The sequence below is a fragment of the Thauera linaloolentis 47Lol = DSM 12138 genome, assembly GCF_000310205.1.
GTDB classification, from domain to species: Bacteria; Pseudomonadota; Gammaproteobacteria; order Burkholderiales; family Rhodocyclaceae; genus Thauera; species Thauera linaloolentis.
This window is the reverse complement of the sequence record NZ_AMXE01000010.1, coordinates 25,907-43,381: the sequence shown is the minus strand read 5'-3', so window position 1 is coordinate 43,381 and position 17,475 is coordinate 25,907. Positions and strand designations below refer to the sequence as shown.

Annotated in this window: 19 protein-coding genes; 4 read left to right on the top strand and 15 right to left on the bottom strand. The window is 66.4% G+C overall.

Going from position 1 to position 17,475, the window contains the following annotated elements; translation table 11 throughout:
• Position 1: 1 nt before the first annotated feature.
• The gene (rpsU, locus tag C666_RS04910; protein ID WP_002924646.1) at positions 2–214 is read right to left on the bottom strand and encodes a 30S ribosomal protein S21; all 213 of its coding nucleotides are present in this window, start codon (positions 212–214) and stop codon (positions 2–4) included.
• 136 nt (positions 215–350) lie between these two features.
• Between rpsU and tsaD the strand changes: the two genes are divergently transcribed.
• Positions 351–1,385, top strand: coding sequence for a tRNA (adenosine(37)-N6)-threonylcarbamoyltransferase complex transferase subunit TsaD (gene tsaD / locus C666_RS04905; protein WP_004334589.1), 1,035 nt, complete (start codon positions 351–353; stop codon positions 1,383–1,385).
• 26 nt (positions 1,386–1,411) lie between these two features.
• On the opposite strand, the gene plsY is transcribed toward tsaD, so the two are convergent.
• Positions 1,412–2,017: a glycerol-3-phosphate 1-O-acyltransferase PlsY gene (gene plsY, locus C666_RS04900; protein ID WP_004334585.1), complete on the bottom strand. Its 606-nt coding sequence runs from the start codon at positions 2,015–2,017 to the stop codon at positions 1,412–1,414.
• A 136-nt stretch (positions 2,018–2,153) separates the two neighbouring features.
• Here plsY and C666_RS04895 point away from each other — a divergent pair, with 136 nt between their 5' ends.
• Complete coding sequence (locus C666_RS04895) at positions 2,154–2,531, top strand: dihydroneopterin aldolase (protein WP_004334581.1); 378 nt, start codon at positions 2,154–2,156, stop codon at positions 2,529–2,531.
• 163 nt (positions 2,532–2,694) lie between these two features.
• Here the strand turns inward: C666_RS04895 and C666_RS04890 are convergent, their stop codons facing one another.
• The 10 genes from C666_RS04890 to C666_RS04845 all read right to left on the bottom strand — a co-directional run bounded on the left by C666_RS04890 (position 2,695) and on the right by C666_RS04845 (position 11,921).
• Positions 2,695–3,063, bottom strand: a complete 369-nt coding sequence (locus C666_RS04890) for an H-NS histone family protein (RefSeq protein ID WP_004334578.1) — start codon at positions 3,061–3,063, stop codon at positions 2,695–2,697.
• 171 nt (positions 3,064–3,234) lie between these two features.
• Positions 3,235–3,723, bottom strand: coding sequence for a Cys-tRNA(Pro) deacylase (ybaK, locus tag C666_RS04885; protein WP_004334576.1), 489 nt, complete (start codon positions 3,721–3,723; stop codon positions 3,235–3,237).
• Between the two features lie 76 nt (positions 3,724–3,799).
• Positions 3,800–4,729, bottom strand: a complete 930-nt coding sequence (gene xerD, locus C666_RS04880) for a site-specific tyrosine recombinase XerD (RefSeq protein WP_004334573.1) — start codon at positions 4,727–4,729, stop codon at positions 3,800–3,802.
• Positions 4,726–5,217 carry a methylated-DNA--[protein]-cysteine S-methyltransferase gene (locus C666_RS04875; protein ID WP_004334570.1) on the bottom strand — a complete coding sequence of 164 codons (492 nt, stop codon included), beginning with the start codon at positions 5,215–5,217 and terminating at the stop codon, positions 4,726–4,728. The genes xerD and C666_RS04875 overlap by 4 nt, the downstream gene beginning before the upstream one ends.
• Positions 5,218–5,227: 10 nt before the next feature.
• The gene (locus C666_RS04870; RefSeq protein WP_004334567.1) at positions 5,228–5,806 is read right to left on the bottom strand and encodes a chalcone isomerase family protein; all 579 of its coding nucleotides are present in this window, start codon (positions 5,804–5,806) and stop codon (positions 5,228–5,230) included.
• Positions 5,807–5,829: 23 nt separating this feature from the next.
• Positions 5,830–7,107, bottom strand: a complete 1,278-nt coding sequence (locus tag C666_RS04865) for a glutamate-5-semialdehyde dehydrogenase (RefSeq protein ID WP_004334564.1) — start codon at positions 7,105–7,107, stop codon at positions 5,830–5,832.
• A gap of 67 nt (positions 7,108–7,174) precedes the next feature.
• Positions 7,175–8,185, bottom strand: a complete 1,011-nt coding sequence (gene holA, locus C666_RS04860) for a DNA polymerase III subunit delta (protein WP_004334560.1) — start codon at positions 8,183–8,185, stop codon at positions 7,175–7,177.
• Between the two features lie 30 nt (positions 8,186–8,215).
• Positions 8,216–8,779 carry an LPS-assembly lipoprotein LptE gene (locus C666_RS04855; protein ID WP_004334557.1) on the bottom strand — a complete coding sequence of 188 codons (564 nt, stop codon included), beginning with the start codon at positions 8,777–8,779 and terminating at the stop codon, positions 8,216–8,218.
• A 10-nt stretch (positions 8,780–8,789) separates the two neighbouring features.
• Positions 8,790–11,411, bottom strand: a complete 2,622-nt coding sequence (leuS, locus tag C666_RS04850; RefSeq protein WP_004334554.1) for a leucine--tRNA ligase — start codon at positions 11,409–11,411, stop codon at positions 8,790–8,792.
• Between the two features lie 183 nt (positions 11,412–11,594).
• The gene (locus C666_RS04845) at positions 11,595–11,921 is read right to left on the bottom strand and encodes a hypothetical protein (protein WP_004334551.1); all 327 of its coding nucleotides are present in this window, start codon (positions 11,919–11,921) and stop codon (positions 11,595–11,597) included.
• A gap of 341 nt (positions 11,922–12,262) precedes the next feature.
• Here C666_RS04845 and C666_RS04840 point away from each other — a divergent pair, with 341 nt between their 5' ends.
• Positions 12,263–14,476 carry a UvrD-helicase domain-containing protein gene (locus C666_RS04840; protein WP_004334548.1) on the top strand — a complete coding sequence of 738 codons (2,214 nt, stop codon included), beginning with the start codon at positions 12,263–12,265 and terminating at the stop codon, positions 14,474–14,476.
• A gap of 33 nt (positions 14,477–14,509) precedes the next feature.
• On the opposite strand, the gene C666_RS04835 is transcribed toward C666_RS04840, so the two are convergent.
• Both C666_RS04835 and C666_RS04830 read right to left on the bottom strand, forming a co-directional pair.
• On the bottom strand, positions 14,510–15,103 hold the full coding sequence (locus tag C666_RS04835; protein WP_004334545.1) for a glutathione S-transferase family protein: 594 nt from the start codon (positions 15,101–15,103) through the stop codon (positions 14,510–14,512).
• A complete protein-coding gene (locus C666_RS04830; RefSeq protein ID WP_154666173.1) occupies positions 15,100–15,588 on the bottom strand; it encodes a VOC family protein in 489 nt (162 codons plus the stop codon). The genes C666_RS04835 and C666_RS04830 overlap by 4 nt, the downstream gene beginning before the upstream one ends.
• Positions 15,589–15,699: 111 nt before the next feature.
• On the opposite strand from C666_RS04830, the gene C666_RS04825 reads away from it, so the two are divergent.
• On the top strand, positions 15,700–16,599 hold the full coding sequence (locus tag C666_RS04825; protein WP_004334539.1) for a LysR family transcriptional regulator: 900 nt from the start codon (positions 15,700–15,702) through the stop codon (positions 16,597–16,599).
• Between the two features lie 45 nt (positions 16,600–16,644).
• Here C666_RS04825 and C666_RS04820 read toward each other — a convergent pair whose 3' ends face one another.
• Positions 16,645–17,424, bottom strand: coding sequence for a ParA family protein (locus C666_RS04820; RefSeq protein WP_004334536.1), 780 nt, complete (start codon positions 17,422–17,424; stop codon positions 16,645–16,647).
• Positions 17,425–17,475: the final 51 nt, after the last annotated feature.

Here is a 17,475-nt window from a genome sequence, read left to right as displayed (position 1 = left end):
ATCAGTACAGCTTCGGCGGCAGGGTCTGGCTGCGCAGGCGCTTGTGGTTGCGCTTCACTGCGGCGGCCAGCTTGCGCTTGCGCTCGGCGGTGGGCTTCTCGTAGAACTCACGCGAGCGCAGCTCGGTCAGCACACCGGTCTTTTCGATGGTGCGCTTGAAGCGGCGGATCGCAACCTCAAACGGCTCGTTTTCCTTGACGCGGATACCGGGCATTGCGGACTTCCTTGGGTGTCTGGTGGGCAGAAAGACCGCGAATATAAACCACGTCCGAGTCGATGGCAAGTGCCAGATGCACGGAAAATCGGCTTTGGGGATTAGAATGCCGCACCGAATCAAATGGATGCAAGTCATGAAAGTGCTGGGGATCGAAAGCTCGTGCGACGAAACCGGCGTCGCGGTGTATGACACCGAAGCCGGGCTGCTGGCGCATTGCCTTCATTCACAGATCGATCTCCATGCGGCCTACGGCGGCGTGGTGCCCGAACTCGCCTCGCGCGACCACATCCGCCGCCTGCCGGTGCTCCTGAAGCAGGCCCTGGCGGCTGCGGGGCTGGAAGCCCGCGACCTCGATGCCGTGGCCTATACCGCGGGTCCGGGGCTGGCGGGTGCCCTGCTCGTCGGGGCCAGCGTGGCCGAGTCCTTCGCGCTGGCACGCGGCATTCCAGCCCTGCCGGTCCACCATCTCGAAGGCCATCTGCTATCGCCGCTGCTGTCGGCCGATCCGCCGCGGTTTCCCTTCGTTGCGCTGCTGGTGTCCGGTGGGCACACGCAATTGATGCGGGTGCGCGGCGTGGGGGATTACGCGTTGCTGGGCGAATCCGTCGATGACGCGGCGGGGGAGGCCTTCGACAAGACCGCGAAACTGCTCGGCCTCGGCTACCCGGGCGGGCCCCAGCTCGCTCAGCTCGCGGCCAGGGGTGTCGCCGGGCGCTTCCGCCTGCCGCGGCCGATGCTGCATTCGGGCGATCTGGATTTCAGTTTCAGCGGCTTGAAGACCGCGGTGCTCAACGTCGTGTCCGGCTCCGATTGGGAGCCCGCGCGCATGGCTGACCTCGCCGCCGAGTTCCAGCAGGCGGTGGTCGAGGTGCTGTGCGCAAAGGCGCTGGCTGCGCTGAAGAAAACCGGGCTGAGGACGCTCGTCGTGGCGGGCGGGGTCGGTGCCAACCTGCATCTGCGGGCGGTGCTGGATGCCGCGCTGCAAAAACGGGGTGGGCGTGTCCATTATCCGGAGCCGGCACTATGCACCGACAACGGCGCCATGATCGCGTTTGCCGGCGCGATGCGTCTTGCCGCCGGGGACGAAGCCGGCGGCGAACCCGCGGTGCGGATCCGGCCGCGCTGGCCGCTCGCCGAACTGCGACCGCCGCAGCGGGCAACTGCCTGACCCTCGGCCCCCCCCGGCCAGGGGGGTCAGTCCGCCTTCGGTTTCTTGCTGCCACCGATCCGGCCTTCGGTGCCTGCCAACAGGCGCCGGATGTTGGCGGCATGGCGCCAGATCAGCACCCCGGCCATGGCCGCCAATACCAGCACGCTCGGCTGCGGCCCCAGGAAAATCAGCCCGGCAACGGGGGCCGCCGCCGCCGCGGACAAGGCCGCGGCCGACGAGTAGCGGGAGGTGAAGGCCACGGCCAGCCAGACCAATGCGCACAGGATTGCGACCTGGCCGTCCACGCTGGCAAGCACGCCGAGCGCAGTTGCGACACCCTTGCCGCCGTTGAAGCGCAGGAAGACGGTGAAGACGTGGCCCAGAAAGGCCGCCAGGCCCGCAAGCGAAGCCTCCAGCGGGCTGAAGCCGAGCCGGCTGGCTGCCCATACGGCCAGCCAGCCTTTCAGGCAGTCGCCGATCAGCGTCAGCGCCGCCGCACCCTTGTTCCCGCTGCGCAGCACATTGGTTGCGCCCGGATTGCCCGAGCCGTAGCGGCGGGGGTCTTCCAGGCCGAACAGCTTGCTGGTGACGATGGCGAAGGGAATCGAGCCGAGCAGATAGGCTCCGAGGAGCAGGGCAATCAGGGACATCTTTGCTCCACGTCTTCCGCCGGGGCGGGCGACGAATGCATCAAACGTTCAGCGGAAGGTGCGGGAACCATGTGTCCGGCTGCGGCCGGTGGTCGCGCACAGGATAGAATCGCAGCGATTCTAAACGGGAACCAGCATGGATTTCATCTTCATCGAGGAGTTGCGGGTCAAGGCCTGGGTTGGCGTTTACGCTCGGGAGAAGACCGGCCAGCAGACCGTCGAGCTCAATCTCACTTTCGGTGTCCCGGATGCCGCAGCCGAGCATGACGATATCGCCGATACCATCGATTATGCCGTTGTCACCCAGCGTATTCGCGAGGAACTCGGGCAGCGCCACTTCAATTTGATCGAGAGCCTGGGTGAATTCGTCGTCAAGCTGCTGTTCGACGAATTCGGCGCACCGTGGGTAAAGCTGCGCGTGGCAAAGATCGGGGTGATGAAGGATGTGCGCCGTGTTGGCGTCTTCATCCAGCGCGGCCGGGACGGCGCTGCACCACCGCCTTTCGGGGTCTGATCGCGGGCGGGATATCCGATGCCGCGGTGCGCATTCATCACGCGTGTCGGTGCGGCGTTTGCGAAAGCACCGCCGATGGCCGTTCCGCATTGTGGGCACGAATGAAACGAGCCGGATCCAGAGCGTGTCCGAAGCCGGCTTGTCTTGCAGAACAGGCAGATGCTTATGCCGCCAGTTCTTCGAGGGGCTTGCCTTGCCCGAGCCAGTCGAGAACCCATTGGGGGCGGCGGCCATGGCCGCTCCAGCCTTGCTCGGGATTGGCCGGGTTGCGGTACTTGATGACGGACGGCGCCTTGGTTTTCTTGGCGCTGCCGCGCTTGGCCTTCGCGGCGGCGGTGGCCTTTGCCTGGGGCTGGGCCGCGGCGGCCGGCGCATCGATCAGATCGTCGAGCGTGAGGCCTTGCTCTGCAACCAGTTTCTGCACCTGCTTCAGCAGCGCGCGACGCGTGGTATCGCTGCGGCGGCGAATCTCGGATTCGACTTTCGTTTGCAGGCGGCGGAGATCGGGAAGCGAATAACTCGAAAGATCCATGGTGTTTCCTCAGTGGTTGCGCGAGTTGGTTCTCTATAGATTTTGAGCAGAATTGCTCGGCTATTGATGGCCAAGCAGTTGCAGCATGGATTCTGCCAGTAATCGCGCCGCAATACGACGGTTTTCGGTTCTTGCAATACTTGGGTACGGTATCGCTTTCATTCCGAATCCTCAATTCGCGACTTCGACCAACTGGGCCTGCAGAGCCCTGAGAATGTCGTGGGGATGGACCCCGACGAGATAGCCGCGGCGGCCGCCATTGATATAGATGAGCGGCAGATCGAGAATGGTCCTTTCCATATAGACCGGCATCGCCTTTCGGGTGCCGAAGGGCGATGTGCCCCCGACGAGATAGCCTGTATGGCGATTGGCGACCTCGGGTTTGCATGGCTCGATGTGCTTGCGGCCGATCTGGCGGGCGAGTTCTTTGGTCGAAACCTTGCGATCGCCGTGCATCAGCACGATCAGTGGTTTGGCGCTTTCATCCTCCATGATCAGCGTCTTGATCACGGCGTGTTCGTCTACGTTCAATTCGCGTGAAGAGACCGCGGTGCCGCCGTGCTCTTCATATTCGTAGAGATGGCTCGAATAGGCCAGGCCATGCTGTCGCAGGAAACGTGTCGCCGGGGTTTCCGGCGCGTGGGTATCGTGTCGGCTCATGATCGGAATCCGGGGGAGACTGGAGAGGCGGGCTGAGGGAAAGGGGAGGCGGATGCGGTACCGGCATGTAGCGAGATCAGGCGCGGGGGTGATGATTCGCATGCAATTGCTTGAGCCTTTCACGCGCGACATGGGTATAGACCTGAGTCGTCGAAATGTCGGCATGTCCGAGCAGCAACTGGACGACGCGCAAATCTGCACCGTGGTTCAGTAGATGGGTCGCGAATGCGTGGCGCAGCGTATGGGGGGAAATGCGTTCCGCAGGGATGCCGGCCACCATCGCATTTTGTTTTATGATGCGCCAGAACATCTGGCGTGTCATGCCGCTGCCCAAGCGCGTGACGAAGACTTCGTCGCAATGGCGGCCGCCAAGCAGGACGGGACGCGCTTCACGCACGTAGCGGACGATCCAGTCGGCCGCGACTTCGCCGAGCGGCACGAGCCGTTCCTTGCTGCCCTTGCCCATTACGCGCAGCACGCCCTGGTCGAGGCTGACGGCAAAAAGCTTCAGCCCGATCAATTCGGACACGCGCAGCCCGGCGGCATACAGGACTTCGAGCATGCAGCGGTCGCGCAGGCCTTGCGGCGTGCCGGTGTCGGGAGCCGCGAGCAGGGCCTCGACCTGGGCTTCGCTCAAAGTCTTCGGAAAGCGCTGGCCGGGCAGGGGCGGGTCCAGCGTCAGGGTCGGGTCTTCCGATATCTCGCGGTTGGCGAGCAGGTGGCGGTAATAGCGCCGCCAGGCGGACAGCAGGCGGCGCTGGCTGGCGGGGCGTGCGCGCAGGCTGAATTCGGCCAGATAGGCGGCCAGGTCGCCCGCCCGCGCGCATCGCAGCGGCACTTCGCGTTTCGCCAGCCAGGCGGCAAACAAGGCGAGATCGCTGCGGTAGCCGTTCAGCGTGTTGCGCGCAAGGCCGTGTTCCAGCCACAGGCTGTCGGTGAAGCGATCGAGTTCCGTGCGGGTTTCCGCGGGCAGACCGGCCTCGGCGGCGGTCGGGCGCGTCGTCATGCGGCGCCTTCGTGCCGCAGCAGCCATCGCTTGACGTCGAGCAGCCAGCCGCCGCTGGCATTGGCGAAACCGCCGAGGCCGCTGGAGGACGTGACGCGGTGGCAGGGCACGACGAGCGGATAGGGGTTGGCGCCGCAGGCCTGGCCGACCGCGCGCGCCGCGCTCCCTAGCCGGGCCGACAGCTCGCCATAGCTGCGGGTCTGCCCCGTGGGGATGGCGCTGATCTCGGCCCAGACGCGGCGCTGGAAGGCGGTGCCGCACTCGAGGAGCGGAAGCGGAAAGGGGCGCTCGGGATCGTCGATCCAGCCGTGCAGCGCTTCGGCCGCCAGGCGGGCGGTCTCATTCGCGGGTGCATGCAGTGCGGTATCCGGCGGCAGGAACACCAGCTCGGCGACCGCCCCGCCGGCGCTGCGGATGCCGAACGGCCCGAACGGCAGGGCGATCACCGCATCGAAGCCGCTGGCCGCTGGAGTAGCCGATCCGCGCATCACTGGCTGCTCATCGCGCAGACTCGAGCAGGCTTGCCTTGAGCCCGGCGTCGGCCGGGCGCTCGCCCAGCCAGATGCGCAGCAAGGCAGGATAGAAGGCCGGATCGGAAATGTCGCTGCCGCGCGGCTGGCCGTTGATCAGCAGCCGGGTTGCGCCGTTGGCAAGCCGGTCGAGAATCACCTCAGTGCCCGATTTCGCTTCGCCACTGTCCAGCACTGCGGCGAGCAGGGCGTCGGTGGCGGGTTTCAGCGCCGCCAGCGTGGCCTCGTCATGGTTGCGCCGCAGTCCGTCGAGCAGCGCATCGGCGAACTGCTTACCGTCCAGGTCGCGGATCATGACGATGCGGATGCGTTTCTCGCCCGCGTCCTGCAGGATTTCGGTGCTGCCCGTAGCCGGATTGCGCAGGTAGAGGCCCATCGCATACACCTTGAAGGTCAGGCGCGTGCGCAGGCCGGCACCGTTCAGTGTCAGCGTGCTGTTGTCGACGCTTGCCTGCGGTGCGAAGCCGATGCCGGCCACTTCCGCGGCTTGGGCAAGGCTGGCCGACAGCAAGGCGGCGGCCAGCAAGGTCGGGGCGAGTGCTTTCATGGGCGTGTGCTCCGGATGCCGGGTCAGGCGCGAATCTCGCCATTGCCGAACACGATCCACTTCTGGCTGGTCAGGCCTTCCAGGCCAACCGGGCCGCGCGCATGGATCTTGTCGGTGGAAATGCCGATTTCCGCGCCCAGTCCGTATTCGAAGCCGTCGGCGAAGCGCGTCGAGGCATTGACCATGACCGAGGACGAATCCACTTCGCGCAGGAAGCGCATGGCATGCGTATGGTTTTCGGTGACGATGGCTTCGGTATGGCCGGAACTGTAGGCGTTGATGTGGGTGATCGCCTCGTCGAGGCCGTCCACCATCTTCACCGCGATGACCGGGGCGAGGTATTCCTCGCGCCAGTCCGCTTCGGTTGCCGCGGCCAGCCTGCCGGCGTCGATGCCGGCCTCGCGCAGCAGCGCCAGCGACTCGGCGCAGCAGCGCATCTCCACGCCCTTGCCGGCCAGCATGCGGCCGATTTCGGGCAGGTAGATGTCGGCCACGCCGCGCGCGACGAGCAGCGACTCGGCAGTGTTGCAGGTGCCGTAGCGCTGGGTCTTGGCATTTTCGACGATGGGCACGACCTTGGCCGGGTCGGCTTCGTCGTCGATATAAACGTGGCAGTTGCCGTCGAGGTGCTTGATGACCGGTACCCGCGCATCCTTCGAGATGCGCTCGATCAGGCCCTTGCCGCCGCGCGGCACGATGACGTCGACGAACTCCGGCATGGTGATGAGCGCCCCCACTGCCTCGCGGTCGGTGGTTTCGACCACCTGTACTGCGGCTTCGGGCAGGCCGGCGGCGGCAAGGCCCGCCCGCACGCAGGCGGCGATCGCGCGGTTGGCGTTGATGGCTTCCCTGCCGCCGCGCAGGATCGCGGCGTTGCCGGATTTCAGGCACAGGGCGGCGGCGTCGGCGGTGACGTTGGGGCGCGCCTCGTAGATGATGCCGATCACCCCCAGCGGCACGCGCATCTTGCCGAGCTGGATGCCCGACGGGCGGCGCTTGATGTCGGTCATCTCGCCGATGGGATCGGGCAGCGCGGCGACCTGTTCGAGGCCGATTGCCATGGCCTCGACGCCCTTCTCGGTCAGCGTCAGGCGGTCGATGAGCGCGGGTTCGAGGCCGGCGGCGCGTGCTCCGTCGAGATCCTGGGCATTGGCGGCGAGCAGTTCGCCGCTGCGGGCGCGGATCTCGGCGGCCATTGCCAGCAGCGCGGCGTTCTTGGTGGCGGTGGAGGCGGCAGCCAGTACGCGCGAGGCGGCGCGGGCCTGGCGGCCGAGGGTCTGCATGTAGTTCTGGATGTCCATCGCGGTGTCCGGGTGTCAGGGCTGAATGGGCCAAGCCGCAATTAAAACACCGAACATCGCGCCAGGGCTATGCGTGGCGCGCCAGCCGCAGCGCGAGCTGCAGGAATTCGTCCCACACGTCGCCGGCCACCAGGCCCTTGATCATGCGGTCGATGCGCGCGGCATGCATCAGCGCAGCACGCAGCCTGCCCTGGTTGAGGCGTCCCAGCGCGCGGCCGAGGGCCTGTTGGCGGCGCGGATCGAAGATGCGTTCGGCCTTGAACAGGGCCGGGAGCGGCTGACCGGCGTCGCGGCCCGCGCACAGGCTGGCCAGCGTGCGGGTTTCGTTGGCCAGCGTCCACAGCACCAGCGGCGGCGCGGCGCCTTCGCCCTTGAGGCCTTCGAGCAGGCGGGCGCAGCGCGCGGGCTCGCCTTCGATGATGGCCTGGCGCAGCTTGTCGATGTCGTAGCGGGCGACGTTGAGCACCGCGTCCCGCACCTGCTCCAGGCTCAGCTGGCCTTCCGGGTGCAGCAGGCCGAGCTTGAGGATTTCCTGGTGAGCGGCGAGCAGGTTGCCTTCGACGTGGTCGGCGATGAAGGCGAGCGCGTCGGCGCTGGCGGTCTGCCCTTGCACGGCAAGGCGGCGGCCGACCCAGTCGGGCAGGCGCTCGCGCTCGGGCGCCTTGAGCTCGAGGCAGTTGCCTGCCTCGGAAACGGCCTTGAACCAGCTCGTCTTGCGTGCCTGCCAGTCGAGTTCGGGCAGCGTGATCAGGGTCAGCGTCTGGGCGGGCAGGCTGGCGACGTAGCGTTGCAGGGCCTCGCCGCCGTCGCGTCCGGGTTTGCCGCCGGGAATGCGCAGGTCGATCAGCTTGGCGCCGCCGAACAGCGACAGGTTGCCGGCGGCGAGCGCCAGCGCGTCCCACTTGAAGCCCTGGCCGACAACCAGGGTCTCGCGTTCCTCGAAGCCCTGGCGCTTTGCCGCGGCACGGATCGCATCCGCCGCTTCGAGCACCAGCAGCGGTTCGTCGCCGTGCAGCAGCCACAGCGGGGCAAGCGGCTTGCCGAGCAGGTCGGGCAGTTGGTCGGGGCGCAGGTTCACGGCCTTCCGGATGTGCCGGCGGGGATGGGGTCAGTCCGTGCGCTGGACGCTGGCGAGGCGGCGCATCAACTGTTGCAGCAGATCTTGCTGCATGTCGTTGTAGAGCAGGGTTTCTTCCTGTTCCTTGCCCAGCACCTGGGAGTCGTCGAAGGTGAACTCGCGCGATGCGGAAATGGTGGTGGGCGGAATCAGCGCCTTGCCGCCTTTGTCGAGCAACTGGAAGCGCAATATCTGCGTGAGCTGGTACTCGCGTACCTTGCCCGCGCCGGTCAGGCTGAGGATCTCGCGGCCGCGATTGTCGGCGAGGATCTGCAGGCGGGCATCGGCCTGCGCGGGGTCGTCTACGACGGTGGTGCTGCCGCTGGTGGCGATCAGCCGGCGCAGGCTGGCGCCCAGCTCGGAAAGCTCGCTGGTGTTGATGTGCACCGTGGCGAAGTCCAGCCGCTGCGGGCCGCGCAGCTTGAAGCCGCAGCCCGTCAGCAGCAGGCCGGCGAGGCCGGCCGTGCCGAGCAGCAGGCGCCGCCGGGCGGGCGGGCAGATCGTGGCCGGGCTTGCTGCATGGGGGGGCGTCGCGGCGTGCGGGCGGCGGTGCATGGCGTTGTCCTCAGGCGACGATGTTGACCAGGCGGCCGGGCACGACGATGACTTTCTTCGGCGGCCGGCCTTCCATGAACTTCTGTGCCGCTTCGGAGGCCAGCGCAATGGCTTCGATGGCTTCCTTCGGCACATCGGCCGCCACGCGCACGCTGCCGCGCAGCTTGCCGTTGACCTGCAGCATCAGCTCCACTTCGTCCTGCTCCAGCGCCGACCCGGCCGGCTCCGGCCACGGCGCGTCCAGGATGTCGTCGCCGAAGCCGCAGTGGCGCCACAGCACGTGGGTGATGTGCGGGCAGATCGGCGACAGCACGCGCAGCAGGATGGACAGGCCCTCGCCGACCACTTCGGCGGCGTCGGCACCGTCGCGCGGTGCCTTCTCCAGGGCGTTGAGCATCTTCATGGCGGCGGATGCGACGGTGTTGAACTGCTGTTTGCCCAGGTCGTAGCCGGCCTGCTTGAGCACCAGATGCAGTTCGCGGCGCAGCCCGGCCAGTGCCGCCGGCAGCTTGGCCTTGCCCAGGGTCGGGCTGGCCGGCCGCGCCGCGCGCAGTTCTGCGCAGTAGCCGTGCGCGAAGGCCCATACCCGCTTCAGGAAGCGGTGCGCGCCCTCGACGCCGGCGTCGTTCCATTCCAGCGTCTGTTCCGGCGGGCTGGCGAACATCATGAAGAAGCGCGCGGTGTCGGCGCCGTACTGCTCGATCAGCGCCTGCGGGTCCACGCCATTGTTCTTCGACTTGGACATCGTCGTCAGTTCGTGCTCGAGCACGGTGCCGTCCGACTTGAGCCGGCCGCTGATGATCTGGCCCTTGGCGTCGCGGACGACCTCGACTTCGCTTTCCCAGTAATAGTCCTTGCCGCCGCCTTCCGGCTTGTGCAGCCAGGCGTCGTTCAGCACCATGCCCTGCGTGAGCAGGCGGGCGAAGGGCTCCCTGGCCGTCGTCAGGCCCATGTCGCGCATCACCTTGGTCCAGAAGCGCGAATACAGCAGGTGCAGGATGGCGTGCTCGATGCCGCCGATGTACTGGTCTACCGGCATCCAGTAGCCGGCGCGCTCATCCACCATGGCGCCGTCGTTGCCGGCCGAGCAGTAGCGGGCGTAGTACCAGCTCGAATCGACGAAGGTGTCCATCGTGTCGGTTTCACGCTTCGCGGCCGCGCCGCATTTCGGGCAGGCCACGTCGATGAAGTCGTCGCGCTTGAGCAGCGGATTGCCCGAGCCGTCCGGGATGCAGTCTTCCGGCAGTACCACCGGCAACTGCTCGTCCGGCACCGGCACGTCGCCGCAGTGTTCGCAGTGGATGATGGGAATCGGGCAGCCCCAGTAGCGCTGGCGCGACACGCCCCAGTCGCGCAGGCGCCATTGCACTTTCTTCTCGCCGCCTCCGGCCGCGAGGTCGGCGGCGACCGCATCGACCGCGGCGGCGTGGCCGAGGCCGTCGTAGCGGCCGCTATTGACGCACACGCCATCCTTGGCGCCGTACCAGTCGGCCCAAGCGGTGCTCGAGAAGGCGTTGTCGCCGACCGCGATGACCTGCTCGATCGGCAGCTTGTACTTCAGCGCGAAGCCGAAATCGCGCTCGTCGTGTGCCGGCACGCCCATCACCGCGCCGTCACCGTAGCTCATCAGCACGTAGTTGCCGACCCACAGCGGCACGCTCTCGCCGGTCAGCGGGTGCACCACGCTCAGGCCGGTCGGCAGGCCTTCCTTTTCCATCGTCGCCATGTCGGCTTCCATCACCGAGCCGTGCTTGCACTTGTCGATGAAGGCGGCCAGTTCGGGGTTGTCGCGCGCAGCGCGCGTGGCCAGCGGGTGTTCGGCGGCAACCGCGCAGAAGGTGACGCCCATGATGGTGTCGGCGCGGGTGGTGAATACCCATAGCCTGCCGTCGTCGATGAGCGCGCCGGATTCGTCGCGGATGTCGTGCTTGAAGGCGAAGCGCACGCCGGTGCTCTTGCCGATCCAGTTCGCCTGCATGGTCTTCACCCGCTCGGGCCAGCCGTCGAGCAGGTCGAGATCGTTCAGCAGTTCGTCGGCGTACTGCGTGATGCCGAGGTAGTAGCCGGGGATTTCACGCTTCTCGATCACGGCGCCGGTGCGCCAGCCGCGGCCGTCGATGACCTGCTCGTTGGCGAGCACGGTCTGGTCGACCGGGTCCCAGTTGACGACCTGGGTCTTCTTGTAGGCGATGCCTTTTTCCAGCATGCGCAGGAACAGCCACTGGTTCCACTTGTAGTAGGCGGGCTGGCAGGTGGCCAGTTCGCGGCTCCAGTCGATGGCGAAGCCGAGCGACTGCAGCTGCTGCTTCATGTAGGCGATGTTGTCGTAGGTCCACTTCGCCGGCGGCACCTTGTTCTTGATCGCCGCGTTCTCGGCCGGCAGGCCGAAGGCGTCCCAGCCCATCGGCTGCAGCACGTTGAAGCCCTTCATGCGGTGGAAGCGCGCGAGCACGTCGCCGATGGTGTAGTTGCGCACGTGCCCCATGTGCAGCTTGCCCGAAGGGTAGGGGAACATCGACAGGCAGTAGTACTTGGGCTTGCTCGCGTCTTCCGTCACGCGGAAGGCGTCGGTGGAGTCCCAGTGCTGCTGGGCGGCCGTCTCGACGGCGGCGGGCTGGTATTTGTCCTGCATGGAATGCGTGCGGCCTGAAAAGCGTTGAAAACGCGCGAGTATACCGCGAAGCCAGGGCGGACCGCGAAGCCGGCGGCGAGCAAAAAAATGGCACCCCGCCGGAGCGGGATGCCAAATCTCCATTGAAGGAGAGGGAGGGAGACATTGACGCCCGGCCGGAACCGGACGTCGCGATTCAGTCCGTCAGGCGGCCTTGCGCGGGACGCCGGTGTGGCGCTGCCAGTTGGCGTGGAAGGCCGAGAAGACGTCTTCCATGGCCAGCAGGGGCAGGCGCCACATGCGGTTGTGGCTGCGCACGAAAGGCACGACCTGCGGCGCACACAGGGTGTTGCGTTCTTGCTCGAGCAGGGCGACGAAGGTATCCATGCAGGCGCCCCAGTACTCCGAGTTGCCGACCCAGCCGGTTTCGGCGGTGGCTTCGCGCACGGCCTTGTGCCATAGCGCTTCGGCACGTTCGGTCGACACGCCCGCTTTGCGGGCGTACCACGGAAGCAGTTTGGGTGTTTTCATGATGTGTTCTCCTGTGCGCCAGGTCTTGGCGCAATGCCCTTGCAGGTCTTTTGGACCGTGTCTTGTGGGCTTGTGTTGTGCCGCAACATCTTGGCGCGGCGTCTCTGTGGGGGTTGATTTTATGGTCAGTCAGGCGGATGAAGTGTGAAATGGTTCCGCTTTGGCTGAATTAATTTGCTGCTTTGCACAATTTCAAAATAGCCCCCGCGGGCTTGCTTGACAAGTCTCTTGTTGTTGCATTGCAACATCCGCATGCCGGGGCCCGGAGCCTTGCATGGGCGCAAGGCAAATCGTTCCTCCCGCTGTCCGCATTACAATGCACGGCCTCCGAAGGAATGCCGATGTCCAACCTGCTCGCCAATCTCAATACCGAACAACTGCAGGCCGTAAGCCTGCCGCCGCAGCATGCGCTGATCCTGGCAGGTGCTGGATCGGGCAAGACACGCGTGCTGACGACCCGTATCGCCTGGCTGATCCAGTCCGGGCAGGTCGATCCGGCCGGCGTCCTGGCGGTTACATTTACCAACAAAGCGGCCAAGGAAATGCTCGCCCGCCTGTCGGCGATGCTGCCGGTCAACACCCGCGGCATGTGGATCGGCACTTTCCACGGCCTGGCGAACCGGCTGCTTCGCACCCATCATCGCGATGCCGGGCTGCCCCAGTTGTTCCAGATCCTGGACTCGGGCGACCAGCTCGCCGCCATCAAACGCCTGCTGAAGTCGCTCAACGTCGACGACGAAAAGTTCCCGCCGCGCGAACTGCAGCATTTCATCAACGGCCAGAAGGAGGCGGGGCATCGTCCGCACGCGGTCGAGGCCTGGGACGACTACACCCGCCAGCGCGTCCAGCTCTATCAGGAGTATGAGGCGCAATGCCAGCGCGAGTCTGTTGTGGATTTTGCGGAGTTGCTGCTGCGCAGTTATGAGTTACTCGAGCGCAACGAGCCATTGCGCCGCCACTACCAGCGCCGCTTCCGCCACATCCTCGTCGATGAGTTCCAGGACACCAACCGCCTGCAGTACCGCTGGCTGAAGCTGTTCGCCGACGAGGGGCGCGAGGGCGGGGCGGCAATGTTCTGCGTCGGCGACGACGACCAGAGCATCTACCGCTTCCGGGGCGCCGAAGTGGGCAACATGCGCGACTTCGAGCGTGAGTTCGGCGTGCACAACGTGATCCGCCTGGAACAGAACTACCGTTCGCACAGCAACATCCTCGATGCCGCCAACGCCATCATCCGCCACAACAGCAACCGGCTCGGCAAAAATCTGTGGACCGACCAGGGGGCGGGCGAGCCGATCCGGGTGTTCGAGGCCTTTTCGGACGGCGACGAGGCGCGCTGGATCGTCGAGGAGATCCAGTCGCTGGTGCGCGACGGTGCGCTGCGCAGCGAGGTTGCCCTGCTCTACCGCTCGAACGCGCAGTCGCGCGTGCTCGAACACCAGCTCTTCTCGGCCGGCATCCCCTACCGGGTGTATGGCGGCCTGCGCTTCTTCGAGCGCCAGGAGATCAAGCACGCGCTCGCCTACCTGCGCCTGATCGCCAACCCGGACGACGACACCTCGTTCGCGCGTGTCGTCAACTTCCCCGCGCGCGGCATTGGCGCACGCACGCTGGAAGTGCTGGGCGATGCCGCACGCACGTACGGCACCAGCCTGTATGCCACCGTGCCCCATCTTTCCGGCAAGCCGGGAACGGTGCTCGGGCAGTTCGTGCGCCTGGCCGAGGACATGCGGCGGGATACCGCAGGCCTGCCGCTGCCGGAGTTGGTCGACCATGTGCTGGACATCAGCGGCCTGCGCGCGCACTACAAGGCGGACAAGGAAGGCCGCGAGCGCCTGGAGAACCTCGATGAGCTGATCAATGCCACGGCCAACTTCCTTGCCGAGACGGGGGATGCCGAGGCCTTGGCGCAGCCCCATGCGCTGCTGGCGGATTTCCTCGCCCATGCCTCGCTGGAGGCGGGCGACCATCAGGCTGACCAGGGGGCGGATGCGGTGCAGTTGATGACCGTGCATTCGGCCAAGGGCCTGGAGTTCAACGCCGTCTTCCTGTCCGGGCTGGAGGAGGGGCTGTTTCCGCACGAGAACAGCATCCTCGAGACCGACGGCCTGGAGGAAGAGCGAAGGCTGATGTACGTGGCGGTGACACGGGCGCGCGAGCGGCTTTACCTGTCCTTCGCGCAGAGCCGCATGCTGCACGGGCAGACGCGCTACAACCTGCGGTCGCGCTTCCTGGAGGAAATCCCCGCTGAACTGACGAAATGGCTGACGCCGCCGAGCCCGCGTGCCGCCCAGGGAGGGGCGACGGGGGGCGTGGGCGGAGGCTACTTCAAGCCTTCCGCGGCATCGTCCTCCCAGGCGCGCGCGCCGCGGCCGACGGCCGTGGCGCTGCCCAACGGACTGCGCATCGGGCAGGCGGTCAGTCACGCCAAGTTCGGCCAGGGCGTGATCGTCGCCGCGGAGGGCAGCGGCACCGACGCCAAGCTGCAGATCAACTTCGGTCCGGCGGGCGTGAAGTGGCTGCTCTTGGCGGTGGCGAAGCTGGAGCCGCTGTGAGCGAGGGCGGGGCGCACCTGCCCCGCCATGCCCTCAGGTGCCGGGCATCGCAACATAGCCGGGCAGGCGTTTGACCCGGTCGATCCAGCGCACGATGTTCGGATAGGGCGACAGATCGATGCCGCCCTCCGGTGCCAGCGCGACATACGGGAACATGGCGCAGTCGGCGATGGTGGGGCGCGACAGCGCCAGCCATTCCCGTTGGGCGAGATGGGCGTCCAGCAGCGGCAGGATGCGGGCGGCGCGGGCGAGGGTGCCGGCCTTGTCGATGGCGTAGCCGAACTTGTCCACCAGCCGCGCCGAGGCCGGACCATGCTGGATTTCGTTCGCCGCAGTGGATAGCCATTGCACGATTTCGGCCTGGAGCTGGGGTTCGGCCGGCCACCATGCGGCGCCGCCATGCGTGCCGGCCAGATGGACCAGGATCGCCTGCGAGTCGCGCAGCACGAGGTCGCCATCGACGAGGATGGGCAGCTCGCCCCAGGGATTGAGGTCGGTCAGCGGCGGGCGCTTGTGTTCGCCGCCGAGAAAGTCGACCGCTGCGATTTCCAGGTCGATGTTCGCCAGCGCCGCGAACAGCCGGACCTTGTAGCAATTGCCGGACAGTTCCAGGTCGTAGAGTTTCATGCCTTGTCTCCTGTGTGGTGGTCGATCAACTGGTTGAATTCAAGGACGTTGCCGTCGGGGTCGCGGATGAAGAGCGCGATGCGGCGGGGGCCGATCCGATGCGGCCCTTCGGTGATCGCGATGTTTCGCCGTCGGAGCCATGCCTGCAGGCCCTCCAGATCATCCACGACGAAGGCGGGGTGGGTCATGCCCGGCAGCTTGACGGGCTCGTCCAGCAGGATGTTGCGCGCGCCGGAGCGGCGTGCGGCATTGAAGATCAGGTTGATGCGCACGCCGTCCGGGCTCAGCATCTCGTTGGCTTCGTGGCCGGGAAAGTGCGCGCTTTCGGCGAAGCCCAGGGCCTCGTAGAAGTCGAGCGCGCGGCGGCGGTCGCTGACGCGGATGCCGACGTGGTCATAGGCCATGATGCGGGCAGGGTTGCCGGCCGTGTCCGGGAATGCGGGAGGTGCCGTGGGGCGAACGGAAAGGGCAGGGGCGGTATCCATGTGCGGGATCACAGTGGCGGGATGGACAAAGTGTCCGTGGCCCGCGGCGGCGCATCAATGCCGCGGAGCTGACAACACCATTGCAGTTGCTGCACAGATGGGAGCCGGCGGATGGACCGACTGAAAGCCATGGCGACTTTCGTGCGCATCGTCGATACGGGGAGCCTGAGCGCGGCGGCCGAGGCCTCGGGCCAGTCCGCCGCATCGGTCGTGCGCAGCTTGGCGGCGCTGGAAAAGCACCTGGGCGTGCGCTTGCTCAACCGCAACACGCGGCGCCTGGCGCTGACCGACGAGGGACTGGAGTTCCTTGCCTGGAGCCGCCGTATGCTGTCCGAATTCGACGAGATCGAACACAGCTTCGATGCCCGCCGCCACAGCCCGGGCGGCCTGCTGCGCCTGACGGCGCCGGTGGAGTTCGGCCGGCGCTACGTCGCGCCGCTGGTGAACGCGTTCCTGGCGCAGCATCCGGCGATGCGGATCGAACTGATCCTGCTCGACCGCATGGCCGACCTGCTGGAAGAAGGCTTGGATCTGGCGATCCGTATCGGACAGCTACCCGACTCTTCGATGGTGGCGACGCCGCTCGGGCGGACGCGCTACGTGGTGTGTGCCAGCCCGGACTATCTGCGCCACCAGGAGGTGCTCCAGTCCCCGTCCGCGCTGCATCGGCACGCCTGCATCGTCCTGGTGCCGCATTGCCGGGAGTGGCATTTCCTCGATCGGGGCAGGGCCATCAGCGAAGCCGTCCCCGTCCGTCTCGCAACCAACCAGGTGCATGTCGCCAGACTGGCCTGCCTGCAGGGTGTGGGCATCGCCCGTCTGCTGCATTACCAGATCGCCGGCGAACTGGCCGATGGCCGGCTGGTTCGCCTGCTGCAGGCATTCGAGCCGGCCGACGTTCCCGTGCAGATGGTGTACCCGCATTCGCGGCTGCTGTCGCCCCGGGTGCGGTTGTTCATCGACTGGATGGCAGAGCGCCTGGGGCCGCAGATTCCCGACCCCGGAGCCTGAGTCCGGGCCGCGTGGCGCCGGGCAGGGCTTCGCCTCGTCGCGCCTTCAGGCGCCGTACTTGCGTGCCAGCGTGTCGTGAAGGGCGACGAATTCCTGCGACAGCTTGTGCTTCGGGTCGAGGTGGATCATCGGCTTCGCCTGTTCGTGCGATTCCTTGATCTTGACCGAGGCCGACAGATAAGGCTGCAGCACCGGCAGGCCCTCGTCGATCAGTTCCTGCACCACCTTCTGCGGCAGGCTGGCGCGCGGCTGGAACTGGTTGACGACGATGCCTTCCACCTGCAGCGCGCGGTTGTGGTCGGATTTGATCTCCTGCACGTTCTCCAGCAGCGAATACAGCGCCTTGCGTGAAAATTCGTCGCAATCGAACGGAATCAGGCAGGCATCCGCGGCGATCAGCGCCGAACGGGTGAAGAAATTCAGCGCGGGTGGCGTATCGATGAAAACGTGGTCGAAATCTTCCGCGAGCTCGTCCAGCGCGTCGCGCAGCTTGTAGATCTTGTAGCGTGACTCCAGCTTGCCCTGCAGTTCCTCGAGCAGCGGATGCGAGGGCATCACGTGCAGCCGCTCGAACGGCGTTGCCACGACGAAGGCGGTGGTGGCGCGCGGGTTGAGCTTGAAGTTCAGCGTCTGGTCGAAGAAGTCGGCCAGCGTGATGTCCAGGCTGTCGCTGGAGGCGCCGAGCAGGTACTGGGTGGAATTGCCCTGCGGGTCGAGATCGACGACCAGCGTGCGCTTGCCCTGCTGTGCGCTGATTGCCGCAAGGTTGCAGGTAATCGTGGATTTGCCCACGCCGCCTTTCTGATTGAACACCACGCGTCGCATTCTTCACTCCCTCCGTCCGAGCCCGCATTCTGCCAAAAAGCGGCTGGTGAA